25 protein-coding genes are annotated in these 21,416 nt (G+C 62.3%); 12 read left to right on the top strand and 13 right to left on the bottom strand.

Annotated elements, in window-relative coordinates:
- Positions 1-196 precede the first annotated feature (196 nt).
- From A7K61_RS10670 to A7K61_RS10655, 4 genes are all read right to left on the bottom strand, one after another.
- Positions 197-718, bottom strand: a complete 522-nt coding sequence (locus tag A7K61_RS10670) for a DUF3299 domain-containing protein (protein WP_032895087.1) — start codon at positions 716-718, stop codon at positions 197-199.
- A gap of 11 nt (positions 719-729) precedes the next feature.
- The gene (locus tag A7K61_RS10665; RefSeq protein WP_044269071.1) at positions 730-1,995 is read right to left on the bottom strand and encodes an ABC transporter permease; all 1,266 of its coding nucleotides are present in this window, start codon (positions 1,993-1,995) and stop codon (positions 730-732) included.
- 1 nt (position 1,996) lies between these two features.
- The gene (locus A7K61_RS10660) at positions 1,997-2,707 is read right to left on the bottom strand and encodes an ABC transporter ATP-binding protein (protein ID WP_044269070.1); all 711 of its coding nucleotides are present in this window, start codon (positions 2,705-2,707) and stop codon (positions 1,997-1,999) included.
- 147 nt (positions 2,708-2,854) lie between these two features.
- Positions 2,855-3,454, bottom strand: coding sequence for a DUF2796 domain-containing protein (locus A7K61_RS10655; RefSeq protein WP_069557514.1), 600 nt, complete (start codon positions 3,452-3,454; stop codon positions 2,855-2,857).
- Between the two features lie 129 nt (positions 3,455-3,583).
- Here A7K61_RS10655 and A7K61_RS10650 point away from each other — a divergent pair, with 129 nt between their 5' ends.
- On the top strand, positions 3,584-3,928 hold the full coding sequence (locus A7K61_RS10650; protein WP_044269065.1) for a hypothetical protein: 345 nt from the start codon (positions 3,584-3,586) through the stop codon (positions 3,926-3,928).
- Positions 3,929-4,031: 103 nt separating this feature from the next.
- On the opposite strand, the gene trxA is transcribed toward A7K61_RS10650, so the two are convergent.
- The 3 genes from trxA to A7K61_RS10635 all read right to left on the bottom strand — a co-directional run bounded on the left by trxA (position 4,032) and on the right by A7K61_RS10635 (position 6,648).
- A complete protein-coding gene (gene trxA / locus A7K61_RS10645; protein ID WP_047711881.1) occupies positions 4,032-4,904 on the bottom strand; it encodes a thioredoxin in 873 nt (290 codons plus the stop codon).
- A gap of 635 nt (positions 4,905-5,539) precedes the next feature.
- Positions 5,540-6,196 carry a methyltransferase gene (locus tag A7K61_RS10640; RefSeq protein ID WP_044269058.1) on the bottom strand — a complete coding sequence of 219 codons (657 nt, stop codon included), beginning with the start codon at positions 6,194-6,196 and terminating at the stop codon, positions 5,540-5,542.
- Entirely contained in the window at positions 6,193-6,648 is a 456-nt protein-coding gene (locus tag A7K61_RS10635) for a YbaY family lipoprotein (protein WP_003194586.1), read from the bottom strand. Before A7K61_RS10635 ends, A7K61_RS10640 begins: the two co-directional genes overlap by 4 nt.
- Before the next feature lie 139 nt (positions 6,649-6,787).
- Between A7K61_RS10635 and nrdR the strand changes: the two genes are divergently transcribed.
- The 11 genes from nrdR (at position 6,788) to A7K61_RS10580 (ending at position 15,050) form a co-directional block, all read left to right on the top strand.
- Positions 6,788-7,252 carry a transcriptional regulator NrdR gene (nrdR, locus tag A7K61_RS10630; RefSeq protein ID WP_019818855.1) on the top strand — a complete coding sequence of 155 codons (465 nt, stop codon included), beginning with the start codon at positions 6,788-6,790 and terminating at the stop codon, positions 7,250-7,252.
- Positions 7,249-8,376, top strand: a complete 1,128-nt coding sequence (gene ribD / locus A7K61_RS10625) for a bifunctional diaminohydroxyphosphoribosylaminopyrimidine deaminase/5-amino-6-(5-phosphoribosylamino)uracil reductase RibD (protein WP_057711942.1) — start codon at positions 7,249-7,251, stop codon at positions 8,374-8,376. Before nrdR ends, ribD begins: the two co-directional genes overlap by 4 nt.
- 48 nt (positions 8,377-8,424) lie before the next feature.
- Positions 8,425-9,087 (top strand): riboflavin synthase, encoded by a 663-nt coding sequence (locus tag A7K61_RS10620; RefSeq protein WP_044269053.1) that lies wholly within the window; start codon positions 8,425-8,427, stop codon positions 9,085-9,087.
- 15 nt (positions 9,088-9,102) lie between these two features.
- Positions 9,103-10,194, top strand: coding sequence for a bifunctional 3,4-dihydroxy-2-butanone-4-phosphate synthase/GTP cyclohydrolase II (ribBA, locus tag A7K61_RS10615; RefSeq protein ID WP_003194579.1), 1,092 nt, complete (start codon positions 9,103-9,105; stop codon positions 10,192-10,194).
- Positions 10,195-10,282: 88 nt separating this feature from the next.
- Positions 10,283-10,759 (top strand): 6,7-dimethyl-8-ribityllumazine synthase, encoded by a 477-nt coding sequence (gene ribE / locus A7K61_RS10610; protein WP_003194576.1) that lies wholly within the window; start codon positions 10,283-10,285, stop codon positions 10,757-10,759.
- A complete protein-coding gene (gene nusB, locus A7K61_RS10605) occupies positions 10,756-11,256 on the top strand; it encodes a transcription antitermination factor NusB (RefSeq protein WP_044269051.1) in 501 nt (166 codons plus the stop codon). Before ribE ends, nusB begins: the two co-directional genes overlap by 4 nt.
- 18 nt (positions 11,257-11,274) lie before the next feature.
- Positions 11,275-12,240 carry a thiamine-phosphate kinase gene (thiL, locus tag A7K61_RS10600; RefSeq protein ID WP_069557513.1) on the top strand — a complete coding sequence of 322 codons (966 nt, stop codon included), beginning with the start codon at positions 11,275-11,277 and terminating at the stop codon, positions 12,238-12,240.
- 54 nt (positions 12,241-12,294) lie between these two features.
- A complete protein-coding gene (locus A7K61_RS10595; RefSeq protein ID WP_056785241.1) occupies positions 12,295-13,017 on the top strand; it encodes an ABC transporter substrate-binding protein in 723 nt (240 codons plus the stop codon).
- Between the two features lie 217 nt (positions 13,018-13,234).
- Positions 13,235-13,852 (top strand): GTP cyclohydrolase II, encoded by a 618-nt coding sequence (gene ribA / locus A7K61_RS10590; RefSeq protein ID WP_003194569.1) that lies wholly within the window; start codon positions 13,235-13,237, stop codon positions 13,850-13,852.
- Positions 13,849-14,268 carry a hypothetical protein gene (locus tag A7K61_RS10585; protein WP_044269046.1) on the top strand — a complete coding sequence of 140 codons (420 nt, stop codon included), beginning with the start codon at positions 13,849-13,851 and terminating at the stop codon, positions 14,266-14,268. The genes ribA and A7K61_RS10585 overlap by 4 nt, the downstream gene beginning before the upstream one ends.
- Entirely contained in the window at positions 14,265-15,050 is a 786-nt protein-coding gene (locus tag A7K61_RS10580; RefSeq protein ID WP_047711877.1) for a cobalamin-binding protein, read from the top strand. The genes A7K61_RS10585 and A7K61_RS10580 overlap by 4 nt, the downstream gene beginning before the upstream one ends.
- Positions 15,051-15,140: 90 nt before the next feature.
- On the opposite strand, the gene A7K61_RS10575 is transcribed toward A7K61_RS10580, so the two are convergent.
- From A7K61_RS10575 to A7K61_RS10550, 6 genes are all read right to left on the bottom strand, one after another.
- The gene (locus A7K61_RS10575; protein WP_069557512.1) at positions 15,141-17,015 is read right to left on the bottom strand and encodes a TonB-dependent receptor domain-containing protein; all 1,875 of its coding nucleotides are present in this window, start codon (positions 17,013-17,015) and stop codon (positions 15,141-15,143) included.
- A gap of 137 nt (positions 17,016-17,152) precedes the next feature.
- Entirely contained in the window at positions 17,153-19,051 is a 1,899-nt protein-coding gene (gene dxs / locus A7K61_RS10570) for a 1-deoxy-D-xylulose-5-phosphate synthase (protein ID WP_032895104.1), read from the bottom strand.
- Positions 19,052-19,161: 110 nt separating this feature from the next.
- Positions 19,162-20,049 (bottom strand): (2E,6E)-farnesyl diphosphate synthase, encoded by an 888-nt coding sequence (gene ispA, locus A7K61_RS10565; protein ID WP_069557511.1) that lies wholly within the window; start codon positions 20,047-20,049, stop codon positions 19,162-19,164.
- The gene (locus tag A7K61_RS10560) at positions 20,046-20,288 is read right to left on the bottom strand and encodes an exodeoxyribonuclease VII small subunit (protein WP_003194556.1); all 243 of its coding nucleotides are present in this window, start codon (positions 20,286-20,288) and stop codon (positions 20,046-20,048) included. Before A7K61_RS10560 ends, ispA begins: the two co-directional genes overlap by 4 nt.
- A 156-nt stretch (positions 20,289-20,444) precedes the next feature.
- Entirely contained in the window at positions 20,445-20,822 is a 378-nt protein-coding gene (locus A7K61_RS10555; RefSeq protein ID WP_078467689.1) for a MerR family transcriptional regulator, read from the bottom strand.
- The gene (locus A7K61_RS10550) at positions 20,761-21,405 is read right to left on the bottom strand and encodes an NAD(P)H-dependent oxidoreductase (RefSeq protein ID WP_069557510.1); all 645 of its coding nucleotides are present in this window, start codon (positions 21,403-21,405) and stop codon (positions 20,761-20,763) included. Before A7K61_RS10550 ends, A7K61_RS10555 begins: the two co-directional genes overlap by 62 nt.
- Positions 21,406-21,416: the final 11 nt, after the last annotated feature.

Raw genomic sequence — 21,416 nt, 5'->3', positions numbered from 1 at the left:
CGGGGCGCCTAAGATCAAAAGCAGATCAAGATCAAGAGCAGCTCGCTTCGCATCTTGGTTACCGTCCACCGTTACAGCGTTGTGTAGATACCTATGCTGCGATAGCGCTGGTTCAGTTAAAGACTCAGTGACTGATACACCGCCTTCGGGAGCAAGCCCGCACACATTTGGATCTTCGGTGTGTTTGCTGGTGGGGTTATTCCTCGAGCTCGTACATATAAATCTTCTGGGCATCCATCTGGTAACCGGCATCGGCCAATTCGCTGGACGATGGCTTGACCTGCATCGCGCCTTCGATCCAGTACGGTTGATACAGCTCATCGAGCTTCACCCCCACCTCGCTTTTCACGTGCACGATCTGGTTCGACGGCGGTGGCGGCACATGGATGCAGGCGCCGAAATACGGCACCAGCAGAAACTCCGTGGTGCGGCCTTCTTCGCTGACTTCCAACGGCACGATATACCCCGGCAGGCGAATGTGCTGGCCATCCAGGCTCTGTACCACCGGCGCGTTGGGCATGTCCTGCTTGGCCGCCGGCGCGGCTTCGGCGGACAAGGCATCGGCCATGTTCGACAGGTCGTGCAGCGGCTTCATATTGGGCACTTCGGGTGGCGCATCAGGCGGGATCATCTCCTGCCAGGACAAATCCTTGGGCTGCTCCTGCGCCCAGGCAGGCACGGCCATCAACAACAACAGGGCAAACAGGGCACGACGCATCGAAGCCTTCCTCATAAACGGATGGACAGGCCATCGGCCAAAGATTGGCGGTAGGCGCGCCACGCGGGCACGCTGCCCATCAACAGGGCGGCTGCCAGGATACCGGCGAGCAACGTCCATTCATATTCGCTCGGCCACGACATCGGCAGGTCCAGGCCGTAATTGGCCTGCAAATAACCCCGCGAGGCGGCAATGCACAGGTACAGCAACCCCAGGCCCGCCACCACGCCGGACAAGGCCAGGGCGAAGGCTTCGAAGATCAGCAGCGTTGCGATGTGCCAAGGCCGCGCACCCACCGAGCGCAGGATCGCCATCTCGCGGCGGCGCTCGTTAAGGCTGGTGAGGATCGCCGTGAGCATGCCGATCAAACCGGTCAGCACCACGAACAGCGAGATCACAAACAAGGCTTTTTCGGCAGTGCCCATCATGCTCCACAACTCTTGCAGCGCGACGCCGGGCAGGATCGCCAGCATGGGCTCGCCACGGAATTCATTGATCTGCCGTTGCAAGGCGAAGGTGGAAATCTTGTTGTTCAGGCCGAGCATGAACGCGGTAATGGCTTGCGGCGTGAGGTCCATATTGCGCGCCTGGTCGGCACTGATGCGGCCTTTGCCCTGTGCCGGCACGCCGTTGTGCCAGTCGATATGGATCGCTTCCATGCCGCCGAGGCTGATATGCAGCGTGCGGTCCACCGGCGTGCCGGTGCGCTTGAGAATGCCGACCACTGTGAACGGTTTGTCGTCATGCTTGACCAGGCTGACCACCGCCACGCCGTGGGCCAGCACCAGCTTGTCACCGAGCTTGTAATGCAGGGCCTCGGCCACTTCGGCGCCGAGCACCACTTCGAACGGGTCGGTGGCGAAGGCGCGGCCGCTGGCCAGCTCGAGGTTTTGCTTGCGCCCGTACTGGTAGTGCTCGAAGTAGGATTCGTTGGTGCCCATCACCCGGTAGCCGCGATGGGAATCGCCAAGGGAAATCGGAATCGCCCATTTCACTTGAGGGCTGGCGGCGAAGTGCTCGTAGCTGTCCCAACGGATGTTGTTGGTGGCGTTGCCGATGCGGAACACCGAGTACAGCAGCAGGTTGACCGAGCCGGAACGGGCGCCGACGATCAGGTCGGTGCCGCTGATGGTGCTGGCGAAACTGTTGCGCGCCTCGACGCGCACACGCTCCACCGCGAGCAGCAAGCAGACGGAAAGCGCGATGGCAAACGCGGTGAGGATCGCGGTAAAGCGGCGGTTAGCCAGGCTGGCCATGGCTAGACGGAACAGATACATCTCAAACCTCTGCGGGCATGGCGGCGCGATTGAGTTCGGCCAGCGACAGGTTGCGGTCGAACAGCGACGCCAGGCTCTGGTCATGGCTGACAAACAACAGGCTGGCGCCCGCTTCGCGGCATTCGGCGAACAGCAACTGCAGGAAGGCTTCGCGGGCGTCGTAGTCCAGGGCCGAGGTGGGCTCGTCGGCGATCACCAGCTCCGGCTGGCCGATCAGCGCTCGGGCAGCGGCCACCCGTTGTTGTTGGCCGATGGACAGCGAATCGGCACGGCGTTCCAGCAGGCTCGGGTCCTTCAAACCCAGGTGTGCGAGCAAGGTCGCAGCGGCCTGGTCGACGCTGCCGTGACGCTGCTTGGCCCGTTGCGCGCGCAGCTTGGAAAAGTGGCAGGGCAACTCGACGTTCTCGCGTACCGACAGAAACGGCAGCAGGTTGAACTGCTGGAAGATATAGCCGGTGTGGTCCACACGGAAACGGTCACGGGCGCCGGCCGAGAGTTCGGTCAACTCTTGGCCGAGCAGGCGAATGCTGCCCTGGCTGGGCTTCTGCACGCCGCCCAGCAGCCCCAGCAAAGTGGTCTTGCCACTGCCGCTCGGGCCCTTGAGGAACAAGGTTTCCCCGGGTTCCAGGCGGAACGCGGGAATGTCCAGCAACTGCGGGTGACCGGGCCAGTTGAAGCCCAGGTCGGACAGTTCGATTAACGCTTGAGTCATGGGAAGTCAGTGTCGCCTGGTAGTCGAAAATGGCGCCGATCCACTGTGGGAGCTGGCTTGCCTGCGATGGCATCGCGGCAGTGTGCCTGCTGCACCGCGTCGCCTGTATCGCAGGCAAGCCAGCTCTCACATGGACCTTGTTTCAAATCAGAACTTCAGCGTGGCGGCGGTGGCGGTTGCGTCAACACCTTGCTGACCGCTCGGGCCGATCAGTTGTACCTGAATTTTCTGGGTGGCGGGGAAGGTCTTGAACACCTGGCTCAAGTCCAGGTTGCCCAGGGCTGCCGGTGTGGCGCAGGTGAACTGGTAATGGGCGTGGATTTCACTGTGGTCGTGATCATGCTTGTGGGCGGCGGCGCCTTTGCCGTCGGTGGCGTGGTCATCGTCGTCATGCTCGGCTTCCGGTTTGTCACCGAACAACGGGCTGTTGAGTTCCTGGCTGCTGACCACACAACTTGCGGCCTTGGGCAGGTTGAACAGGGCCGATGGATTTTCCAGCTGTTTGCGCACGGCGGCGACCTTGGCCTTGTCGGCGGCGCTGGTGGCTACATGTTCGAAACCCACCAGGTTCATGGCCGGGCTGTCCAGTTCCAGCTCCAGGACCTGGCCGTCCAGCACGGCATTCAGGCGCCCGACGCCATGTTCATGGGCGCCGAGGCTGCCGTGCTCGTGGTCATGGTCTTCGTGAGCATGAGCGACAGCCAGTGGCAGCAGGGCAAACGGCAAAGCGAGCAGCAAACGGCGCATGAGAGAGCTCCAGGATGAAAGTTTTGTTATGTGATCTTATAACAATTGAGCCGAGAGTTTGACCGCCCGCTTGGTGTTGCGCAAGCTGCGTGGGAGCATGCCCGTCAGAAAAATGCAGGAGTAAGGACGATGTTGCGAATTCGTGGAACCATCGGCGACCTGCCGGTGGACTTGACCTTGGAGCTGGACGACGGCGATTGGGCGCGATTGGGCGCCCAACTGCAGGCCGCGCCAACGCCCAGCGCGCCTACTGCGGCACCGGTCAAACAGAACGAAGACCTGTGGCAGAACGCCCAGGATTTACTGCGCAAGGCCGGGCAACTCAATGGCCTGGAATTGCTCGACCAACTCGAAGGCCTGGCCGGCGATGCCGGGGCGGGCAAGCGCCTGCTGGTGCGCCTGCGCCACAGCGCCAACGTGAAGGTGGCCAGCGGCGGCGACACCCCGCTCTACACCTGGGTCGGCGCTTTGTAGGAGCGAGCTCGCCCGCGAAAAACTCTCAGGTATCACGTTCATCCAGGATGCCCGCGTTATCGTTGTCGTTTTTCGCGAGCAAGCTCGCTCCTACAAGGTTGGGTTAGTACAGCGCGGCAAACAACTTGCGGCGGTACACCGTGACCAGCGGGTGATCATTGCCCAGCAATTCGAACACCTGCAGCAAGGTTTTGTGGGGTAGGCCTTCGCTGTAGCCGCGGTTGCGGATAAACAACTTGAGCAGCCCTTCCAGCGCCGCGTCGTATTGCTGGCGCGCCAGTTGCTGGATCGCCAACTGATAGGCCGCTTCGTCATCCTGCGGGTTTTGCGCCAGGCGGCTTTTCAGCTCGGCGGCGTCCGGCAAGTCCGCAGCCTGGCGCAGGAAGGTGATTTGCGCCTTGGCCCCGGCCAGGGCGGCCTTGTGGTCGTCGCTCTTGACCGCGTCGAGCACGGCCTGGGCTTCACCCAATTCACCGCGCTCAGCCAGGCAACGTGCATACAGGATCAGCGCGGCGGCGTTGGTGTTGTCTTCGCCCAACAACTGCACCAGCAGCGCTTCGGCCTCGCTGATGCGCCCTTCGCTGAACAGCGCCTGAGCCTGCTCCAGCGGGTCCGCCGCAGCCGGTGGTGGCATTTGCACATGGGGCTCCAGCATTGCCCGTACTGCCGACTCCGGCTGTGCCCCGGCAAAACCGTCCACCGGTTGGCCATCCTTGAACAGCACCACCGTCGGCAGGCTTTGAATGCCAAAACGCGCCACGATGTCTTGTTCGGCTTCGCAGTCGACTTTTGCCAGCAGCAACTCGCCCTGATAACTCTCGGCAATCTTCGCCAGCATCGGCATCAGCGCTTTGCAGGGAGCGCACCACTCGGCCCAGAAATCGACCAGTACGGGCTTTTCGAAGGAGTTCTGAATAACGGCCTGGTCGAAGTTGGCGGTGGTGACGTCGAAGATGTACGGCGTGGGCTCACTCATGGGGCATCTCGAATAAAGCGGGAATGGGGGCAACTATAAGGGCTGGCGAGGTTGGCTGAAAGCATCCTGGTAGCTCCCACCTTCAAATGCATTCCTGTGCGGGCTTGCCCGCGATGGCCATAGGTATCTACACAACTTCGGTACGACGCTAAGCCTGTGGTGAGGGAGCTTGCTCCCGTGACGACCAGACAGCCGGCGCATATCCATCTGACGCCCCGCGATCCAAATGTGGGAGCGGGCTTGCTCGCGAAGGCGGCCTGGCAGTCAACACGGTTGGATTGTGTACATATCCATTGCTGCGGTAACGGCCACTTAGGGTTCCGCTCTGACAGCGGGTCACTTTGGAAAAGAGCCCCAAAGTAACCAAAGGGCTCTTGCCCCACCACTCGGCACCTCGCTCACGCTCGGTGTGCCCGAACACAGGCTTGAATCCGTGGGCCGCCGCCACGCGCCATCCATGGCGCGGGGCGGCTAACCCGGCGTCCTGCCGGGTTACCCACGAATTCAAGCCTGCGTTCGGCCAGCGTGGTTTAACGGGGCGCCTAAGATCAAAAGCAGATCAAGAGCAGCTCGCTTCGCATCGTGGTTGCCGTCGACTGCTACAGAGTTGTGTAGATACCTATGCCGCGATGGCCTCAAGCGCGCCGCGAATGGTACAGGCTCACCTTACGAAACTCCCAAGGCTCGGCCAGGTCTGGCAGGGTCAAGGCCTCGAGGATCTCCAGCCGCCGGTAATCCGGATGCTGGAAATCCCGTACCCGCGAATCCGCCACCAGCGCTTCGCGGCCACGAGTGAGGAACTGATCCAGCAACGGCAAGTTGGCGCGGTCGTAGAGCACGTCGGCCACCAGGATCAGGTCGAAGCGGTCGGCTTCGGCAAAAAAGTCTGCCGAATAACTCAGCGCCACCTGGTTGAGTTCGGCATTCGCACGGCAAGCGGCCAAGGCCAATGGGTCCAGGTCGCAGGCCACCACCTCCAGGGCGCCAGCCTTGACGGCGGCGATCCCGGCCACGCCCGAACCTGCGCCGAAATCCAGCACGCGTTTGCCGGCGACCCACTCGGGATGCGCCGCCAGGTAACGCGCCAATGCCAGGCCGCTGGCCCAGCAAAAGCTCCAGTAGGGCGGCTCATGCAGGATGCGCCGGGTTTCTTCCTGGCTGAAGGCGCGGTCCATGTTGTCGGCGTCCAGCAGCCACAACGACAACGCGGTGCCCGGCAATGGGCAGGGCACCAATTGCGCATCGCCAATCAACGCGCTCAAGGCGTGTTGCAGGCCCAGCGGTGGCGTCATGGCGCCTTGACGAGTTGCAGGGGGCCGGTGCTCTGGGTGATCGCCTGGGTGACGCGCACGGCAGGCAGATGCAGGATCAACTGGCCGGACTGGCTGGCGCGGCCGCGCAATTCCACGCGCGCACCGGCCGGGAAGGCTTCAGGGTTAAAGCGCAGGCGGAAGGCCAGGGGCTTGCCGTTGCCGCTCAGTACGCTGCTGGCGAGCAGTTGCTGCGGGCGCGAACGGTCGTCGATCACCAGGAGCGCCATCTCGACTTCGGCACCGGCAGGCACGTTGGTCAGGCTGCCGCTGATTTCGCGCTGATAGGCGGGCAGGGGGCCGAGGTCTTCAATGCCTGGGACTTTTTTCTCTTGCGCCGGGGTGGGTTGAGGCGCGGCCGGCTTGGGGGCTTCGCTGCTGCAGGCGACCAGAAAACTGAACAGGCTGAGTAGAACGAGTGGTCGTAACTGCATGTACGGCTCCAGAAAGGACAAAATCCGTGGCTTAAAAATATGAAACATATAAGCCTGCCTATATACCGTAAAGGCTATGGCTTGTCTTGCCACAGGGATGCGCTACCATGGCCCTCCCATTTTTTGTTGCCTGCCAACCATGCACTGTCCCTTCTGCGGTGCCAACGACACCAAGGTCATCGACTCGCGTCTGGTCGCCGAGGGCGACCAAGTGCGTCGCCGGCGCGAATGCCTGGCCTGTGGTGAACGTTTCACCACCTTCGAAACCGCCGAACTGGTGTTGCCGCGTCTGATCAAGTCCGACGGCAGCCGCCAGCCTTTCGACGAAGAAAAACTGCGCGCCGGTATGCAGCGCGCCCTGGAAAAACGCCCGGTGAGTGTCGAGCGCCTGGAAGCGGCGCTGGTGCATATCAAGCACAAGCTGCGGGCGACCGGCGAGCGCGAGGTCAAGAGCCTGGTGGTCGGTGAGCTGGTGATGGGCGAGCTGCAAAAGCTCGACGAAGTCGCCTATATCCGTTTTGCCTCGGTGTATCGACGCTTCCAGGACCTCAATGAGTTCCGCGAAGAGATCGACCGCCTGGCCCGTGAGCCCTCCAAACAATGACCTCTGAACAGGCTGTGCTCGACGCCCACTACATGGCCCGCGCCCTCGAATTGGCGCGCAAGGGCCTGTACACCACCCACCCCAACCCGCGGGTTGGCTGCGTGATCGTGCGTGACGGGCAGATTGTCGGCGAAGGCTGGCATGAGCGCACCGGCGAGCCCCATGCCGAGCCCAATGCCCTGCGCGCCGCGGGCGACAAGGCCCGTGGCGCGACGGTGTACGTGACCCTTGAACCGTGCAGCCATCATGGCCGTACGCCGCCCTGCGCCGATGCGCTGGTGACCGCCGGCGTAGCGCGGGTAGTGGCCGGCATGCAGGACCCGAACCCTGAAGTGGCCGGGCGGGGCATGCAGCGCCTGGCCCAGGCCGGTATCGAGGTGCGCAGCGGTGTGTTGGAAACCGAAGCGCGGGCGCTTAACCCCGGCTTCCTCAAGCGCATGGAGCAGGGCCTGCCGTTTGTGCGGGTCAAGCTGGCGATGAGCCTGGACGGCCGCACGGCGATGGCCAGCGGCGAAAGCCAGTGGATCACCGGCCCCGCCGCCCGTGCTGCGGTGCAACGCCTGCGCGCCGAAGCCAGTGTGGTGCTGACCGGTGCCGACACGGTACTGGCCGACGGTGCCCGCTTGACCGTACGCGCCGCCGAACTGGGCCTGGATGAAGCAACCACCGCCCTGGCCATGTCGCGCCCGCCGTTGCGCGTGCTGATCGATGGCCGCCTGCGGGTGCCGCTCAACGCGCCGTTCTTCAAGGCCGGCCCGGCATTGGTCATCACCTGCGTCACCCCAGAGAACCAGTTTCCCCGTGGCCCTGAGTGCCTGGTGGTGCCTGGCGTGGAAGGCCAGGTAGACCTGCGCTCGGCATTGGTCGCCCTGGCTGCCCGTGGCGTCAACGACGTGTTGGTGGAAGCTGGGCCAAGCCTGGCCGGTGCGTTTGCCCAACAAGGCCTGGTGGATGAGTACGTGATATTCATCGCCGGCAAGTTCTTAGGCTCTGCTGCCCGCCCGTTGCTGGACTGGCCGCTTGAGAAGTTGGCCGATGCCCCCCAACTCAAGATCACCGACATGCGCGCTGTGGGCGACGACTGGCGAGTCACTGCCATCCCCGTCCCAGCAGTGAGCGTATAATTCCCGGCCTGCGCTTAAGCGTCAGCCCCTCGTTTTCAGGAGAACGAAATGTTCACCGGCATTATCGAATCCATCGGCAGCATCCGTGCAATGACCCCCAAAGGCGGCGATGTCCGCCTGCTGGTTGAAACCGGCAAGCTGGACCTCGGCGACGTCAAGCTGGGCGACAGCATCGCCGTCAGCGGCGTGTGCCTGACCGTCATCGAGCTGCCGGGCAACGGCTTTGCTGCCGATGTCAGCCGGGAAACCCTGGACTGCACCGCGATGAACGACCTCAAGGCCGGCAGCCCGGTCAACCTGGAAAAAGCCCTGACGCCGACCACCCGCCTGGGCGGTCACCTGGTCAGCGGCCATGTCGACGGTGTCGGCGAAGTGGTCGCGCGCAGCGAAAACGCCCGCGCCGTGGAATTCCGTATCCGCGCGCCCAAAGAGCTGGCCAAGTACATCGCCCACAAAGGCTCGATCACCGTCGATGGCACCAGCCTGACCGTGAACGCCGTGAATGGCGCCGAATTTGAACTGACCATCATTCCCCACACCCTCAGCGAAACCATCATGGCCTCGTACCAGCCGGGCCGCCGGGTGAACCTGGAAGTGGACTTGCTTGCCCGTTACCTGGAGCGCCTGTTGCTGGGCGAAAAGGCCGCAGAGCCTGCAGCCGGTAACATCACCGAAAGTTTTCTGGCCGCTAACGGCTACCTGAAATCCTGACCAAGGGGGTGCCGCGTGGCGCTCAATAGCATCGAAGAACTGGTTGAAGACATCCGCCAAGGCAAGATGGTCATCCTCATGGATGACGAAGATCGCGAGAACGAAGGCGATATCATCATGGCCGCCGAGGCGTGCAAGCCCGAGCACATCAACTTCATGGCCAAGCACGCCCGTGGGCTGATCTGCATGCCCATGAGCCGCGAACGCTGCGAATTGCTCAAGCTGCCCCTGATGGCGCCGCGCAATGGCTCGGGTTTTGGCACCAAGTTCACCGTATCCATTGAAGCCACCACGGGCGTCACCACCGGCATTTCCGCCGCTGACCGCGCCCGCACCGTGCAAGCCGCCGCTGCGAAAGACGCCAAGGCCGAAGATATCGTCAGCCCGGGTCACATCTTCCCGCTGATGGCCCAGCCGGGCGGTACCCTGGCCCGTGCCGGCCACACCGAAGCCGCCTGCGATTTGGCGCGCATGGCCGGTTTCGAGCCAAGCGGGGTGATCTGCGAAGTGATGAACGATGATGGCACCATGGCCCGTCGGACTGAACTCGAAGCCTTTGCCGCCGAACACAACCTCAAGATCGGTACCATCGCCGACCTGATTCACTACCGCATGATCCACGAACGTACCGTTCAGCGGATTGCCGAGCAGCCACTGGACAGCGAACTGGGCCAATTCAATTTGGTGACCTACCGTGATTCAGTGGAAGGCGACGTGCACATGGCCCTGACCCTGGGCAACATTTGCGCCGAAGAACCGACCCTGGTACGCGTGCACAACATGGACCCCCTGCGTGACCTGTTGATGGTCAAGCAGCCGGGCCGCTGGAGCCTGCGCGCCGCCATGGCTGCGGTTTCCGAGGCGGGCAGCGGTGTGGTGCTGTTGCTCGGTCACCCGCTGGACGGCGATGTATTGCTGGCACATATCCGCGAAACTGCTGATGCCGTGCCGGTGAAAAAGCCGACCACCTACAGCATCGTCGGTGCCGGTTCGCAGATCCTGCGCGACCTGGGTGTGCGCAAAATGCGCCTGATGAGCGCACCGATGAAATTTAATGCGATATCCGGATTCGACCTGGAAGTTGTAGAATACGTGCCCTCCGAATAAAGGCCGGCGATTCTTGCCCCTTGTTCGCGGTTAAATCATCACTGAGGGACGCACTTTTCGCGTCCCGGCTCTTTAAGAGATTTGTCGAATGACCCTGAAGACCATCGAAGGTACCTTCATCGCCCCCAAAGGCCGCTATGCCCTGGTGGTTGGCCGCTTCAACAGCTTCGTGGTTGAAAGCCTGGTAAGCGGTGCGGTTGACGCCCTGGTTCGCCACGGTGTGAGCGAGAGCGATATCACCCTTATCCGCGCGCCTGGCGCCTTCGAAATTCCACTGGTTGCGCAAAAAGTTGCTCAGCAGGGTGAATACGCGGCGATCATCGCCCTGGGCGCGGTGATTCGTGGCGGTACCCCGCACTTCGAATACGTGGCCGGCGAATGCACCAAGGGCCTGGCCCAGGTGTCCATGGAGTTCGGCGTGCCAGTCGCTTTCGGCGTACTGACCGTGGATTCCATCGAGCAAGCCATCGAGCGTTCCGGCACCAAGGCCGGTAACAAAGGCGCCGAAGCTGCCTTGTCCGCCCTGGAAATGGTCAGCCTGCTGTCGCAGTTGGAGGCCAAGTGATTTCCGACGAAAGCGATCAGTTCAACCCTCAGGAGCCGCGTCCTGCCGATGCTGGCAAGCCGTCCAAGAGCGAGAAGCGTCGCAAGGCGCGTCAACTTGCGACCCAGGCGCTGTACCAGCGTCACCTGGCGGGCGCTTCGCTGAACGAAATCGAGGCACAGTTTCGCGTCGATAACGATTTCACCTTCGCCGACCAGAGCTACTTCCACGACATCCTTCATGGTGTGCACGCCAACCTGACCGAGATCGACACAGCCCTGGCGCCTTGCCTGGACCTGACCATCGAAGAACTCGACCCGGTTGAACTGTGCGTGATGCGTCTGTCCACCTGGGAGCTGCTCAAGCGCGTCGACGTGCCGTACCGCGTCGTGATCAACGAAGGCATCGAACTGGCGAAAGTCTACGGTTCGACCGACGGCCACAAATTCGTCAACGGCGTGCTCGACAAGCTGGCCCCGCGCCTGCGTGAAGCCGAAGTGAAGGAACACAAGCGCTAATCTGCGCTTGAATCTTCAATGGGTGAGTTTGAGCTGATCCGCACCTACTTCGCCGCTGCGCCTTGTGCGCAAGGCGGCGAAGGCATTGCCCTGGGGATCGGCGACGACTGCGCCTTGCTGGCGCTTCCCGCTGGGGAGCAACTGGCAGTCTCTACCGATACGCTGGTAGCAGGGGTGCATTTTGCCGACCCCTGTGACCCGTTCCTGCTCGGCCAGCGCTCGCTGGCCGTGGCGGTGAGCGACCTGGCCGCCATGGGCGCCCACCCCCTCGCCTTTACCCTTGCCCTGACCACGCCGAGCGTCGAAGCCGATTGGTTGCAACGCTATGCCCAAGGCTTGAACGCCATGGCGCAAAGCTGCGGCGTAGGCTTGGTGGGCGGCGATACCTCCCGTGGGCCGCTGAGCCTCACCCTGACCGTGTTCGGCCGCGTGCCGGCTGGCCAGGCCTTGACGCGCAGCGGTGCACTGCCGGGTGATTTGCTGTGTGTCGGCGGCGAGCTAGGCAATGCCGCGGGCGCCTTGCCGCTGGTAGTGGGGCAGCGCACGGCTGACGCAGCAATCGCCGAGCCGCTGCTGGCGCATTACTGGTCGCCGCAACCGCAGCTGGCCCTGGGGCTGGCATTGCGGGGCAAGGCGACTGCGGCCATGGATATCTCCGATGGGCTGCTGGCCGATTGCGGGCATATCGCCAAGGCGTCAGCGGTGCGCCTGGTGGTTGAGCGCCACCGGTTGCCGTTGTCTGCGGCCTTGCTGGCGTTTGTCGGCGAAGACCAGGCTCGCGTGGCGGCGTTGAGTGGGGGCGACGACTATGTGCTGGCGTTCACCTTGCCACCGTCCCAGTTGGCACCGTTGCAGGCCGCTGACTGGCCAGTGCATGTGGTCGGCCGAGTCGAAGCGGGGCAGGGCGTGACGCTGCTCGACGGCGACGGCCAGGACATCACCCCGGCTGTGCGCGGCTACCAGCATTTTCGCCAGACGCCCTAAGCCGGCGCTCTGCGCTACCCTTTATACGATTATCCCGAGTAAGAGGCCGTGACCATGGCTGCATGCCGCTGGCTGCTGATCGTGCTGTGTACCTTCGCTTCCCTGGCCCAGGCGAGCACTCCCGTGCCCGGCAAAATCGTGCTGGCCAGTGAGGAATGGAACGACTACACCAACAAAGATGGCAGCGGCCTGGCCTGGGATGTGTTGCGCCAAGTCTTTGAACCGGCTGGCATCACCGTGCACACCCGCAGCGTGCCCTACACCCGCTCGATTGGCCTGGCCCAGCGTGGTGAAGTGGATGGGTGTGTCGGCACCTATCGCGAGGAGGCCAGTGGTGTGCTGTACCCGCGCTGGAACTTCGACGCCGATCACGTCTACGCCCTCGGGCTGGCCACTGCACCCACGCCGACGTTGGCGACCCTGGGCAAGTACCGCCTGGCCTGGGTGCGTGGTTACAAGTACGAGGGTTACCTGCCCAATGTGCAGCGCTTTAACCAGATCGAGCGGCGCAGCGGCATTCTGCCGATGCTGCAACACGGTCGCGCCGATTTTTATATCGATGCCCTTACCGAAGCCAAATACGTGCTCAGCCAGGCGCAAGACCCGGCGCTATTCAAGCTCACCCATATCGCTGAACTACCGCTCTACGTAGCCTTCGCCGACACCGAGCGCGGCAGGGCATTGATGGCCGTGTATGACCAGCGCTTGGCCAGCCTGGTCAAGACCGGTGAGCTGAAAGCGATTTTCGACCGCTGGAAACAACCCTACCCCCTGTAGGAGCGAGCTTGCTCGCGAAAAACTCATAAACGCCGCGCTCACCCAGGATACCGCGTCATCGTTGACCACTTTCGCGAGCAAGCTCGCGCCTACATAGAATCAATCCAAAGGCCAATCGAACCTATTGATCTTTATCAGCGATAATTCAGCTTAAGCGTCTGTAGGAACGTGCTGTTACAATGCCCGCCTCTGTGAAATCTGAAATCAGGAGCACACGGTGCCCGTCGTTTTCGTCGCCGCTTCCAAGCTGCCTACCCCTTTTGCCACGTTCACCATGAACGGCTTTCTTGAAGAAGCCACCGGGCGCGAGCACGTTGTGCTCAGCCTCGGCGACATCACCGATGGTGAGCCGGTGCTGGGGCGTGTGCATTCCGAGTGCCTGACCGGCGATGCGCTGTTCAGCCAGCGCTGTGACTGCGGCTCGCAACTGGAGGCCGCACTGCAGGCCATCGCCCGTGAAGGCCGTGGCGTGTTGCTGTACTTGCGTCAGGAAGGCCGCGGCATTGGCCTGTTGAACAAGATCCGCGCCTACGAACTGCAAGACGGCGGCGCCGATACCGTGGAGGCCAACGAGCGTCTGGGCTTTGCTGCCGACCAGCGCGACTACGCCATCTGCCTGCCGATGCTCGAGCACCTGGGGGTCAAATCCCTGCGCCTGATGACCAACAACCCCCGCAAGGTCAAAGCCTTGACCGAGATGGGCATCACCGTGGCCGAGCGCGTGCCGCTGCACACCGGGCACAACCCGCACAACAAACTCTACCTGGCCACCAAAGCCAGCAAGCTCGACCACATGATGGGCAACGAGCACCAGGGCGAGGTCGACCGCGCGTGACCCGTGGCCAGGTGAAACGGCGACTGTCCTTCAATTGGTGGCAGTACCTGGCCCTGGCATTGCTGCCTTTGTTTGTGATCAACCTGCTGTTTGGTCGTGCTGAATCCTTGTTGCCCGTCTTGGCCATGCCGTTTTTCATCGCCGGCGTGGCCTCGATGTTTCTCAGCCTGCGTTATTTTCATGCTTATAAACACGCACTGATCGCCACCTCCAAAGCCCTTGATACTGCTGAAGAGCCCGCAGCCTGGATCACCCTGGCGGCGCGACGGCGCACGGCCTTGCTGGTGGCCGCGCTGCCTGCCTGGATCGGCGCGCTGGCGGTATTCGTCGGTCTGGAGGCGGTGCCGCTGTTTCTGTTGGCGTTGTCGACGCTGGTGCTGTTCTACCTCTATCGCATACCGCGTCAGTTGGGATGAAGCGCTACTGGCTGGCGCTGCTGCTGGTATTCAGTGCCCAGGGCTGGGCGGTCGAGCGAGTTGTCAGCCTGGCGCCGTCACTGTCTGAAATCGTGCTTGAACTGGGCGCCGACGACTTGCTGGTTGGCGTACTTGATGGTGGTGAGCGCCCGGTGGCGTTGGCGAAGGTGCCCTCGGTCGGGCATTACGGCCAGTTGGACATGGAGCGCCTGCTCAGCCTCAAACCCGACCTGATCCTGCTGTGGCCTGGCAGTGTTGGCCCGGCCCAGCGCGAGCAGCTCCAGCGGTTGAATATCCCGGTGTACGTCGCCGAACCCCATAGCCTTGAACAACTGACCACGCAGGTGCAGGCCATTGCCGAGCAATTGGGCCGCGCTGAGGCAGGGCGAGAGCGTGCTGCACAATTGCGCCAGCGCTTGGCCGAATTACGCCAGCGCTACCAACGGGCTGAGCCGCTGCGGGTGTTCTACCAAGTGTGGAACCAGCCGCTGTACACCGTGGGCGGTGGGCAGATCATCAGCGATGCCCTCAGTGTGTGCGGGGCGCGCAATGTGTTTGATGACCTGAAGTTGCCGGCGCCGCAGGTGAATATCGAGTCGGTGCTGGCGCGTGATCCGGAGGTGATCCTGGTGGGGGATCAGGCTCAGAAGGACGCTTGGAAGGCATGGCCAATGATGGCTGCTCGGGTACGGTTAGTGCCGGACAAGGGCCTGGAGCGGCCGAGTGGGCAGATGTTGGAGGCGGTGGGGCGGTTGTGTCAGGTTTTATCACCTAACCTGTGAAACCGCTATCGCAGGCAAGCCAGCTCCCACAGGGGAATGCATTTCAATTGTGGGAGCTGGCTTGCCTGCGATGACATCGGTGCAGGCCCCTCAGAACTCAGGCGTCCATGTCAGCCCAACCATCCACACCCGACCTTCTTCACGATAATTCTGAGCCTCGCCGAGGTAGCTGTACTTCGCCCGTGCATAAGACTTATCCAGCACGTTATCCACCTTCAGCGACAACGACACCTCCCGGTTCAACGCCCAACTACTGCGCAGCCCCAACAAGGCATAACCGCCCAGACGGTTGCGGTTGGCTTCATCGTCGTAGCTGCTGCTGATCGCCTGCCAGCTGGCGCCGAGACCGAGCTGATCAAATTGTCGGTCCAGATCCAGGTTCACCGTGCGCCGTGCGCGACGTGCCAGGGTGTGGCCGCTGTCACGGTCACGCGGGTCGATAAGCGACAGGCCCAGGTTGCCCTGCCAGCCAAACAGTTCCTGCTTGAGCGCCGCTTCAAAGCCGTTGATCCGCGCCGCCGCCACGTTTTGCGGCTTGCCAGCGTCAAGGATGATCGCGTCGCTCAGATCAGTTCGATACAGCGAGGCTTCCAGGCGTGCGCTGTCGGTCAGTTGGCTGCGCCATTGTAGTTCGTAGCTCTTTGAGGTCTCAGGCTGCAGATTGGGGTTGCTGTACTGCGTGTCGGGGTAATAGAGGTCATTGAAGGTCGGCGCGCGGAAGCCTTCGCTGTAGCTCAGGAGCAGGTCATTGTCAGGGTTGACCGGCACGGTCAGGGTGCCGCTCCAACTGTTCTGGCCGCCGAACTGCTGGTTCTGGTCGCGGCGCAGGCCCAGCTCGGTGGAAAACCACTGGCTCTTGAAACGGTGCTGCACAAAGGCCGCCCGGTTCCAGCGGCTGTTCTCGGTAAAGGTGGTGGAACCGTGGAAACGGTCTTCGTACCAATCGCCGCCGACGATCAGGCTGTTTTGCTCATCTAGGGTCAGGTCGTTCTGCCAATTGACCGAGTCGCGGTAGGTGTTGAATGCACTGTAATCATCGCTGAGGGTATCGCGCTTGGTGTCGCGGTTTTCACTGTGGCCCAGCTCCAGGCGCGACTGCCAGCTGTCATTGAGCTTGGCATCGACATAGCCGCTGGCGCTGCTCACGGTGTAGTCGGTGTAGGGTTTCTGGCCGAGGCTCTGCCCGGTGGCACCGTCGTAGCGGCCATAACTGTTGTCATACTCCGACTTGCCACGGTTATCCAACAGGTTGAAGCCCGCCTCCAGCTCATCGCTGAACGAATGGCTGAGGTTCAGGCTGATCGACTGATTGCGGTAGGCATCATGGTCGCCATCACTGGGAAACGACGCGTGGCTCGCGTTGATACCGTCAGTTTCATCCAGGCTCGCGCCCAGGTTGAAACGCGTGTGTTCATCGCCGCCCGACAGGCCCAGGCTGCGCTCCCAGGTCTGGTTGCTGCCAAACCCCAGTTTCAAGCGCGGCTGCAAGCCTTGCTCGGCATTGCGCCGGGTGAACACCTGAATCACCCCGCCAATCGCATCACTGCCGTAGATCACCGAACGTGAACCGCGCAGCACTTCCACCCGTTCAATCTGATCGACGTTGAGGTATTGCAAGCCGCTGTCGCCGGAGGTGGTGTTGGCGATGCGTTGGCCGTCCACCAGCACCAGGCTCTGCGCCGACTTGGTGCCGCGAATAAAAATCCCCGGCAAACTGCCACGCCCACCGGTTGGCGCAACTTGCACGCCCGGCACGCGGCTGAGCAGGTCGGTGACGCTGGTGGGTTGCAGGCGGTCGATGTCCGCGCGGGTGAATACAGTGTTGGCGGCGCTGCTGTCGTTACGCGCCTGGACTTGGCGGTTGGCGCTGATAACCACGTCGGAGAGCTTCAGGGCCTGGTCGCGGGTGTCGGCGAGTAGGTCGGCGCAGGGGAGCAGTAGCAGGGCAAGGCACAGGCGTTTCATGGGCTGTCCATAGCATTCGAATGTCATGCAAAACCACTGTGGGAGCTGGCTTGCCTGCGATAGCGGTGTATCTGACACATTGTTAGCGAATGTGCCGCCGTCATCGCAGGCAAGCCAGCTCCCACATTTGGGGCTGATTACAGAGTCAGTAGCGCCAGGCGCTCGCGAACGGACGCTTCGATACCCGCTTCATCCAACCCGCATTCAGCCAGCATCTGCGCCGGCTTGGCGTGCTCGACGTATACATCCGGCAAGCCTAGGTGCAGCACCGACTTGAGGATATTCTCCCGCGCCAGGAACTCGCTGACCGCCGCACCGGCGCCGCCCATGATGGCGTTTTCTTCGACGGTCACCAGCAACTCATGGCTGGCGGCAATTTCGCGTACCAGTGTTTCGTCCAGTGGCTTGACGAACCGCATATCGACCACAGTGGCGTCGATCTTCTCGGCGACTTTCAAGGCTTCGGCCAGTTGCACGCCAAACACCAGGAACGCAGTTTTGCTGCCTTGGCGACGCACAATGCCTTTACCGATTTCAATCGGCTCCAGGTCTTTTTCGATCACGGCGTTGGGGCCAGTGCCGCGCGGGTACCGCACAGCGGCCGGGCCGTTGTACAGATGGCCGGTGCTGAGCATCTTGCGCAGTTCGTTTTCGTCGCTCGGTGTCATTACCAGCATGCCGGGGATGCAACGCAGGTACGACAGGTCGAAACTGCCGGCATGTGTCGGGCCGTCTTCGCCCACCAGGCCGGCACGGTCGATGGCGAACAGCACGTCGAGGTTCTGTACCGCTACATCGTGAACCAGCTGGTCATAACCGCGTTGCAGGAAGGTGGAGTAGATCGCCACCACCGGCTTGGCGCCTTCGCAGGCCATGCCGGCCGCGAAGGTCACGGCGTGTTGCTCGGCAATCGCCACATCGAAGTAACGCAGCGGGAAGCGCTCGCTGAACGCCACCAGGTCGGAGCCTTCCTTCATCGCCGGGGTCACACCCACCAGGCGCGGGTCGGCGGCGGCCATGTCGCACAGCCATTCGCCAAACACCCCGGAATACTTCGGCCCGCTGGCCTTTTTCGGCGCGGCGGCAGGGGCATCGAGGGGTTCGAGTTTGGTGATCGCGTGGTAACCAATCGGGTCGACTTCCGCCGGAGCGAAACCTTTGCCTTTCTTGGTGACGATATGCAGGAACTGCGGGCCCTTGAGGTCGCGCATGTTGCGCAACGTGGCGATCAGGGTGGGCAGGTCGTGGCCGTCGATAGGGCCGATGTAGTTCCAGCCCAGCTCTTCGAACAGCGTGCCGGGGACCAGCATGCCCTTGGCATATTCTTCGGTGCGACGCGCGATTTCCCACGCGCCAGGCAGACGCGACAGCACTTTCTTGCTGCCTTCGCGCATGCTGGCATAGGTGCGGCTGGAGAGGATCTTCGCCAGGTAATTGGACAGGCCACCCACGTTGCGCGAAATCGACATGTCGTTGTCGTTGAGGATCACCAACATGTTGGCGTCCACTTCCGGCGCATGGTTCAGCGCTTCGAAGGCCATGCCGGCGGTCAGCGCGCCATCACCAATCACCGCAATCGCCTTGCGCTCACTGCCTTGCAGGCGGGCGGCAATCGCCATGCCCAGCGCTGCACTGATGGAGGTGCTGGAGTGGCCGACGCCAAAGGTGTCGTACTCGCTCTCGGCACGGCGCGGGAAGGCGGCCAGGCCGTCCTTCTGGCGCAGGCTGGCCATGCGCTCGCGACGGCCGGTGAGGATTTTATGTGGATACGCCTGGTGGCCCACGTCCCACACCAGCCGGTCGTCCGGGGTGTCGAACACGTAATGCAAGGCGATGGTCAGCTCGATCACGCCCAGCCCGGCGCCAAAATGCCCACCGGTCTGGCCGACCGTGTAGAGCAATTCCAGGCGCAGCTCATCGGCCAGGGTTTCCAGCTCGGCTTCACCCAGTCGACGCAGGCCGTCCGGCGTGGCAGCACGGTCGAGCAGGGGCGTGGACGGGCGTTTGCGGGGAATCTCTTGAAACGTCGTGGGCATCAGGCGAATCGTTATAGGTATAGAAGAGGCGGCAGTTTACCTCAAGCCGTGCAAACTGCCCACGCAGAGCGCCGAACTTGGCCGATATGCGGCGCAAATGGCCGCGGCTGTCAGTGGCGACGTTCGACGATATACCGCGCCAGGTCACGCAGTGGCTCGGCCGCCGCGTCGAAAGGTCGCAGGGCTTCCAGGGCCTGGTCGCGCAGCTCGATGGCATACGCCTTGGCGGCTTGCAGCCCGAGCAACGCAGGATAAGTCGGCTTGTCCCGTGCGATATCGGCGCCTTGGCGTTTACCGAGGGTGGCGGTGTCACTTTCCACGTCGAGAATATCGTCCTGCACCTGGAAGGCCAGGCCGATCGCGCGGGAATAGGTCTGCAGGGCCGCCAAGTGCTCGGCGTCGGCGCGGCCACTGGCCAAGGCGCCTAGATGCACGGCCGCTTCAATCAGCGCTCCGGTTTTGTGGCGGTGCATGTGCTCGAGGGCTTTTTGATCCAGCTTGAGGCTGACCGAGCCCATGTCGATGGCTTGCCCGCCAACCATGCCAGCCGGGCCTGCGGCGTGGGCCAAGGCGGTGACCATGCGCAGGCGGATCTCGGCGTTGACGCTGCTCAAGCGCGGGTCCAGCAATGCGCTGAACGCCAGGCTCTGCAAGCCGTCACCGGCCAGGATCGCATAGGCTTCATCAAAGGCTTTGTGGGTCGTGGGCTGGCCGCGACGCAAATCGTCGTCGTCCATTGCCGGTAAGTCGTCATGCACCAGGGAATAGGCGTGGATCAGCTCCACCGCGCAGGCGGCACCATTGGCTTCTTCGGCAGGCGCGCCCAGGGCTTCACACGCCGCATAGGCCAGCAACGGCCGCACACGCTTGCCACCATTCATGACGCTGTAGCGCATGGCTTCATAGAGGCGAGTCATTTCCGGGCTTGGCGCAACAAACAAGGGCTCCAGCGCCGCATTCACCCGGGCTTGGCTACTGGCCTGATACGCGCTGATCATTCCGGCTGTTCCGCATCGAAAGGTTCTTCGGCCAACTCGCCGTCACGCTCGAGCAACACCTGGACCTTCTGCTCTGCCTGCGCCAGCGCGCTCTGACAGTCGCGGGTCAGGCCGATGCCTTGCTCAAACGCCGTCAACGAGTCTTCCAGCGACAACTCGCCGTTCTCCAGACGCTCGACCAAAGCTTGCAGGTCGGCGAGGGATTGTTCGAAATCGAGTGCAACTTTTTTGCGGGCCATGGCGGCAATTCCGGTAGACGGTAAACCGGCGCGACACTAGCAGACATGGGGGATTGGGGCAAATGAGTGGCGCACACACGGGGATGTGAGCCGATTGATGGGTTTATTCGGCTCACCCAATGAGCCGATTAGCGACCTTATTCGGCTCACCGAGTCTCAGCTTGCTTTCATGGCGACCGAGCACTCCCCCTGCGCCGCTTTCAATTGGGCCTCGAAGGCCAACAAACCCCGATGCATATTCTGCAATGCCACAATTTGCATGGCTAACGCTTGCTTCTTATTGGCGATGGCTTGATCAGCCTTGTCCCAAGGAAGCGCATTACCCTCGTACCCCAGCAAAATCTCCTGCAACTCCTTGAGCTTGAACCCCAGCTGTTGCGCGCACTTTATAAACATCAGCCGCTCGACACTCTGCTCGGTATAAACGCGATAACCGCCCTGACGCGCAGGCGCTGGCATCAGCCCGATCGCCTCATAGTGACGAATTGCCTTGATGGTCGTGCCGGACAACTGCGCGGCTTTGCCGATGTACATGAAAACTCCCTTTTTCAAATAGTGCGCCGGTCTGTTTCAGCCACTTGGCCCGCTGCGTCAGCGTAGAGCCCAGCACCGGCCCCAACAGCAGCGTCTTGCTCGTCGTGATGCCACAAAGCGTCAGCGTGGTACGACGCATCTGGTGGATGGCCGGCATGCGATAAACCCAGCGGTAATACCACGGCGGCGTGTCGAGGGTCACTAACAAGTGCGCGGTTCGGCCCTTTAACAGCTTGTCTGGGAATGCCTTGCCTGCGCGATATTTGAAGGCAAAGCCGGGGAGGAAAACGCGGTCGATAAAGCCCTTCATCAGAGCCGGGGCCCCGCCCCACCAAACAGGGAAAACCCACGCCAGGTGCTCGGCCCAAAGGATGTCGGCTTGGGCGTTGAGCAAGTCGGGTTCCAGCGCTTGAACCTGGGTGTAAGCATGATGAAGGATCGGGTCGAAGCTGAGATCACCCAGGCGCAGGACGCGGACTTCGTGGCCGGCCGTTTTAGCGGCGTGGATATAAGTGTGCGCGAGAGCGGAACAAAAACTATCGGCGGACGGGTGGCCGAGAATGACCAGGATGCGCTGACTCATGGTGATAGGTC

Origin of the sequence: Pseudomonas sp. AP42 (assembly GCF_001728935.1) — a bacterium.
Lineage (GTDB): Bacteria > Pseudomonadota > Gammaproteobacteria > Pseudomonadales > Pseudomonadaceae > Aquipseudomonas > Aquipseudomonas lactis.
Note: the sequence above shows the minus strand (reverse complement) of the source record. Positions and strands in the feature narration are given on the sequence as shown.

Excerpts from the sequence above, each read along its gene's own strand:
- A7K61_RS10670 (WP_032895087.1), bottom strand. The coding sequence starts at position 718 with ATGCGTCGTGCCCTGTTTGCCCTGTTGTTGTTGATGGCCGTGCCTGCC.
- ribE (WP_003194576.1), top strand. The coding sequence starts at position 10,283 with ATGACCCTGAAGACCATCGAAGGTACCTTCATCGCCCCCAAAGGCCGC.
- A7K61_RS10550 (WP_069557510.1), bottom strand. The coding sequence starts at position 21,405 with ATGAGTCAGCGCATCCTGGTCATTCTCGGCCACCCGTCCGCCGATAGT.
- trxA (WP_047711881.1), bottom strand. The coding sequence starts at position 4,904 with ATGAGTGAGCCCACGCCGTACATCTTCGACGTCACCACCGCCAACTTC.
- thiL (WP_069557513.1), top strand. The coding sequence starts at position 11,275 with ATGGGTGAGTTTGAGCTGATCCGCACCTACTTCGCCGCTGCGCCTTGT.
- dxs (WP_032895104.1), bottom strand. The coding sequence starts at position 19,051 with ATGCCCACGACGTTTCAAGAGATTCCCCGCAAACGCCCGTCCACGCCC.
- A7K61_RS10640 (WP_044269058.1), bottom strand. The coding sequence starts at position 6,196 with ATGACGCCACCGCTGGGCCTGCAACACGCCTTGAGCGCGTTGATTGGC.
- A7K61_RS10580 (WP_047711877.1), top strand. The coding sequence starts at position 14,265 with ATGAAGCGCTACTGGCTGGCGCTGCTGCTGGTATTCAGTGCCCAGGGC.
- A7K61_RS10650 (WP_044269065.1), top strand. The coding sequence starts at position 3,584 with ATGTTGCGAATTCGTGGAACCATCGGCGACCTGCCGGTGGACTTGACC.
- A7K61_RS10665 (WP_044269071.1), bottom strand. The coding sequence starts at position 1,995 with ATGTATCTGTTCCGTCTAGCCATGGCCAGCCTGGCTAACCGCCGCTTT.
- A7K61_RS10660 (WP_044269070.1), bottom strand. The coding sequence starts at position 2,707 with ATGACTCAAGCGTTAATCGAACTGTCCGACCTGGGCTTCAACTGGCCC.
- A7K61_RS10560 (WP_003194556.1), bottom strand. The coding sequence starts at position 20,288 with ATGGCCCGCAAAAAAGTTGCACTCGATTTCGAACAATCCCTCGCCGAC.
- ispA (WP_069557511.1), bottom strand. The coding sequence starts at position 20,049 with ATGATCAGCGCGTATCAGGCCAGTAGCCAAGCCCGGGTGAATGCGGCG.
- A7K61_RS10620 (WP_044269053.1), top strand. The coding sequence starts at position 8,425 with ATGTTCACCGGCATTATCGAATCCATCGGCAGCATCCGTGCAATGACC.
- A7K61_RS10595 (WP_056785241.1), top strand. The coding sequence starts at position 12,295 with ATGGCTGCATGCCGCTGGCTGCTGATCGTGCTGTGTACCTTCGCTTCC.
- A7K61_RS10555 (WP_078467689.1), bottom strand. The coding sequence starts at position 20,822 with ATGTACATCGGCAAAGCCGCGCAGTTGTCCGGCACGACCATCAAGGCA.
- A7K61_RS10575 (WP_069557512.1), bottom strand. The coding sequence starts at position 17,015 with ATGAAACGCCTGTGCCTTGCCCTGCTACTGCTCCCCTGCGCCGACCTA.
- nrdR (WP_019818855.1), top strand. The coding sequence starts at position 6,788 with ATGCACTGTCCCTTCTGCGGTGCCAACGACACCAAGGTCATCGACTCG.
- A7K61_RS10655 (WP_069557514.1), bottom strand. The coding sequence starts at position 3,454 with ATGCGCCGTTTGCTGCTCGCTTTGCCGTTTGCCCTGCTGCCACTGGCT.
- A7K61_RS10635 (WP_003194586.1), bottom strand. The coding sequence starts at position 6,648 with ATGCAGTTACGACCACTCGTTCTACTCAGCCTGTTCAGTTTTCTGGTC.
- ribD (WP_057711942.1), top strand. The coding sequence starts at position 7,249 with ATGACCTCTGAACAGGCTGTGCTCGACGCCCACTACATGGCCCGCGCC.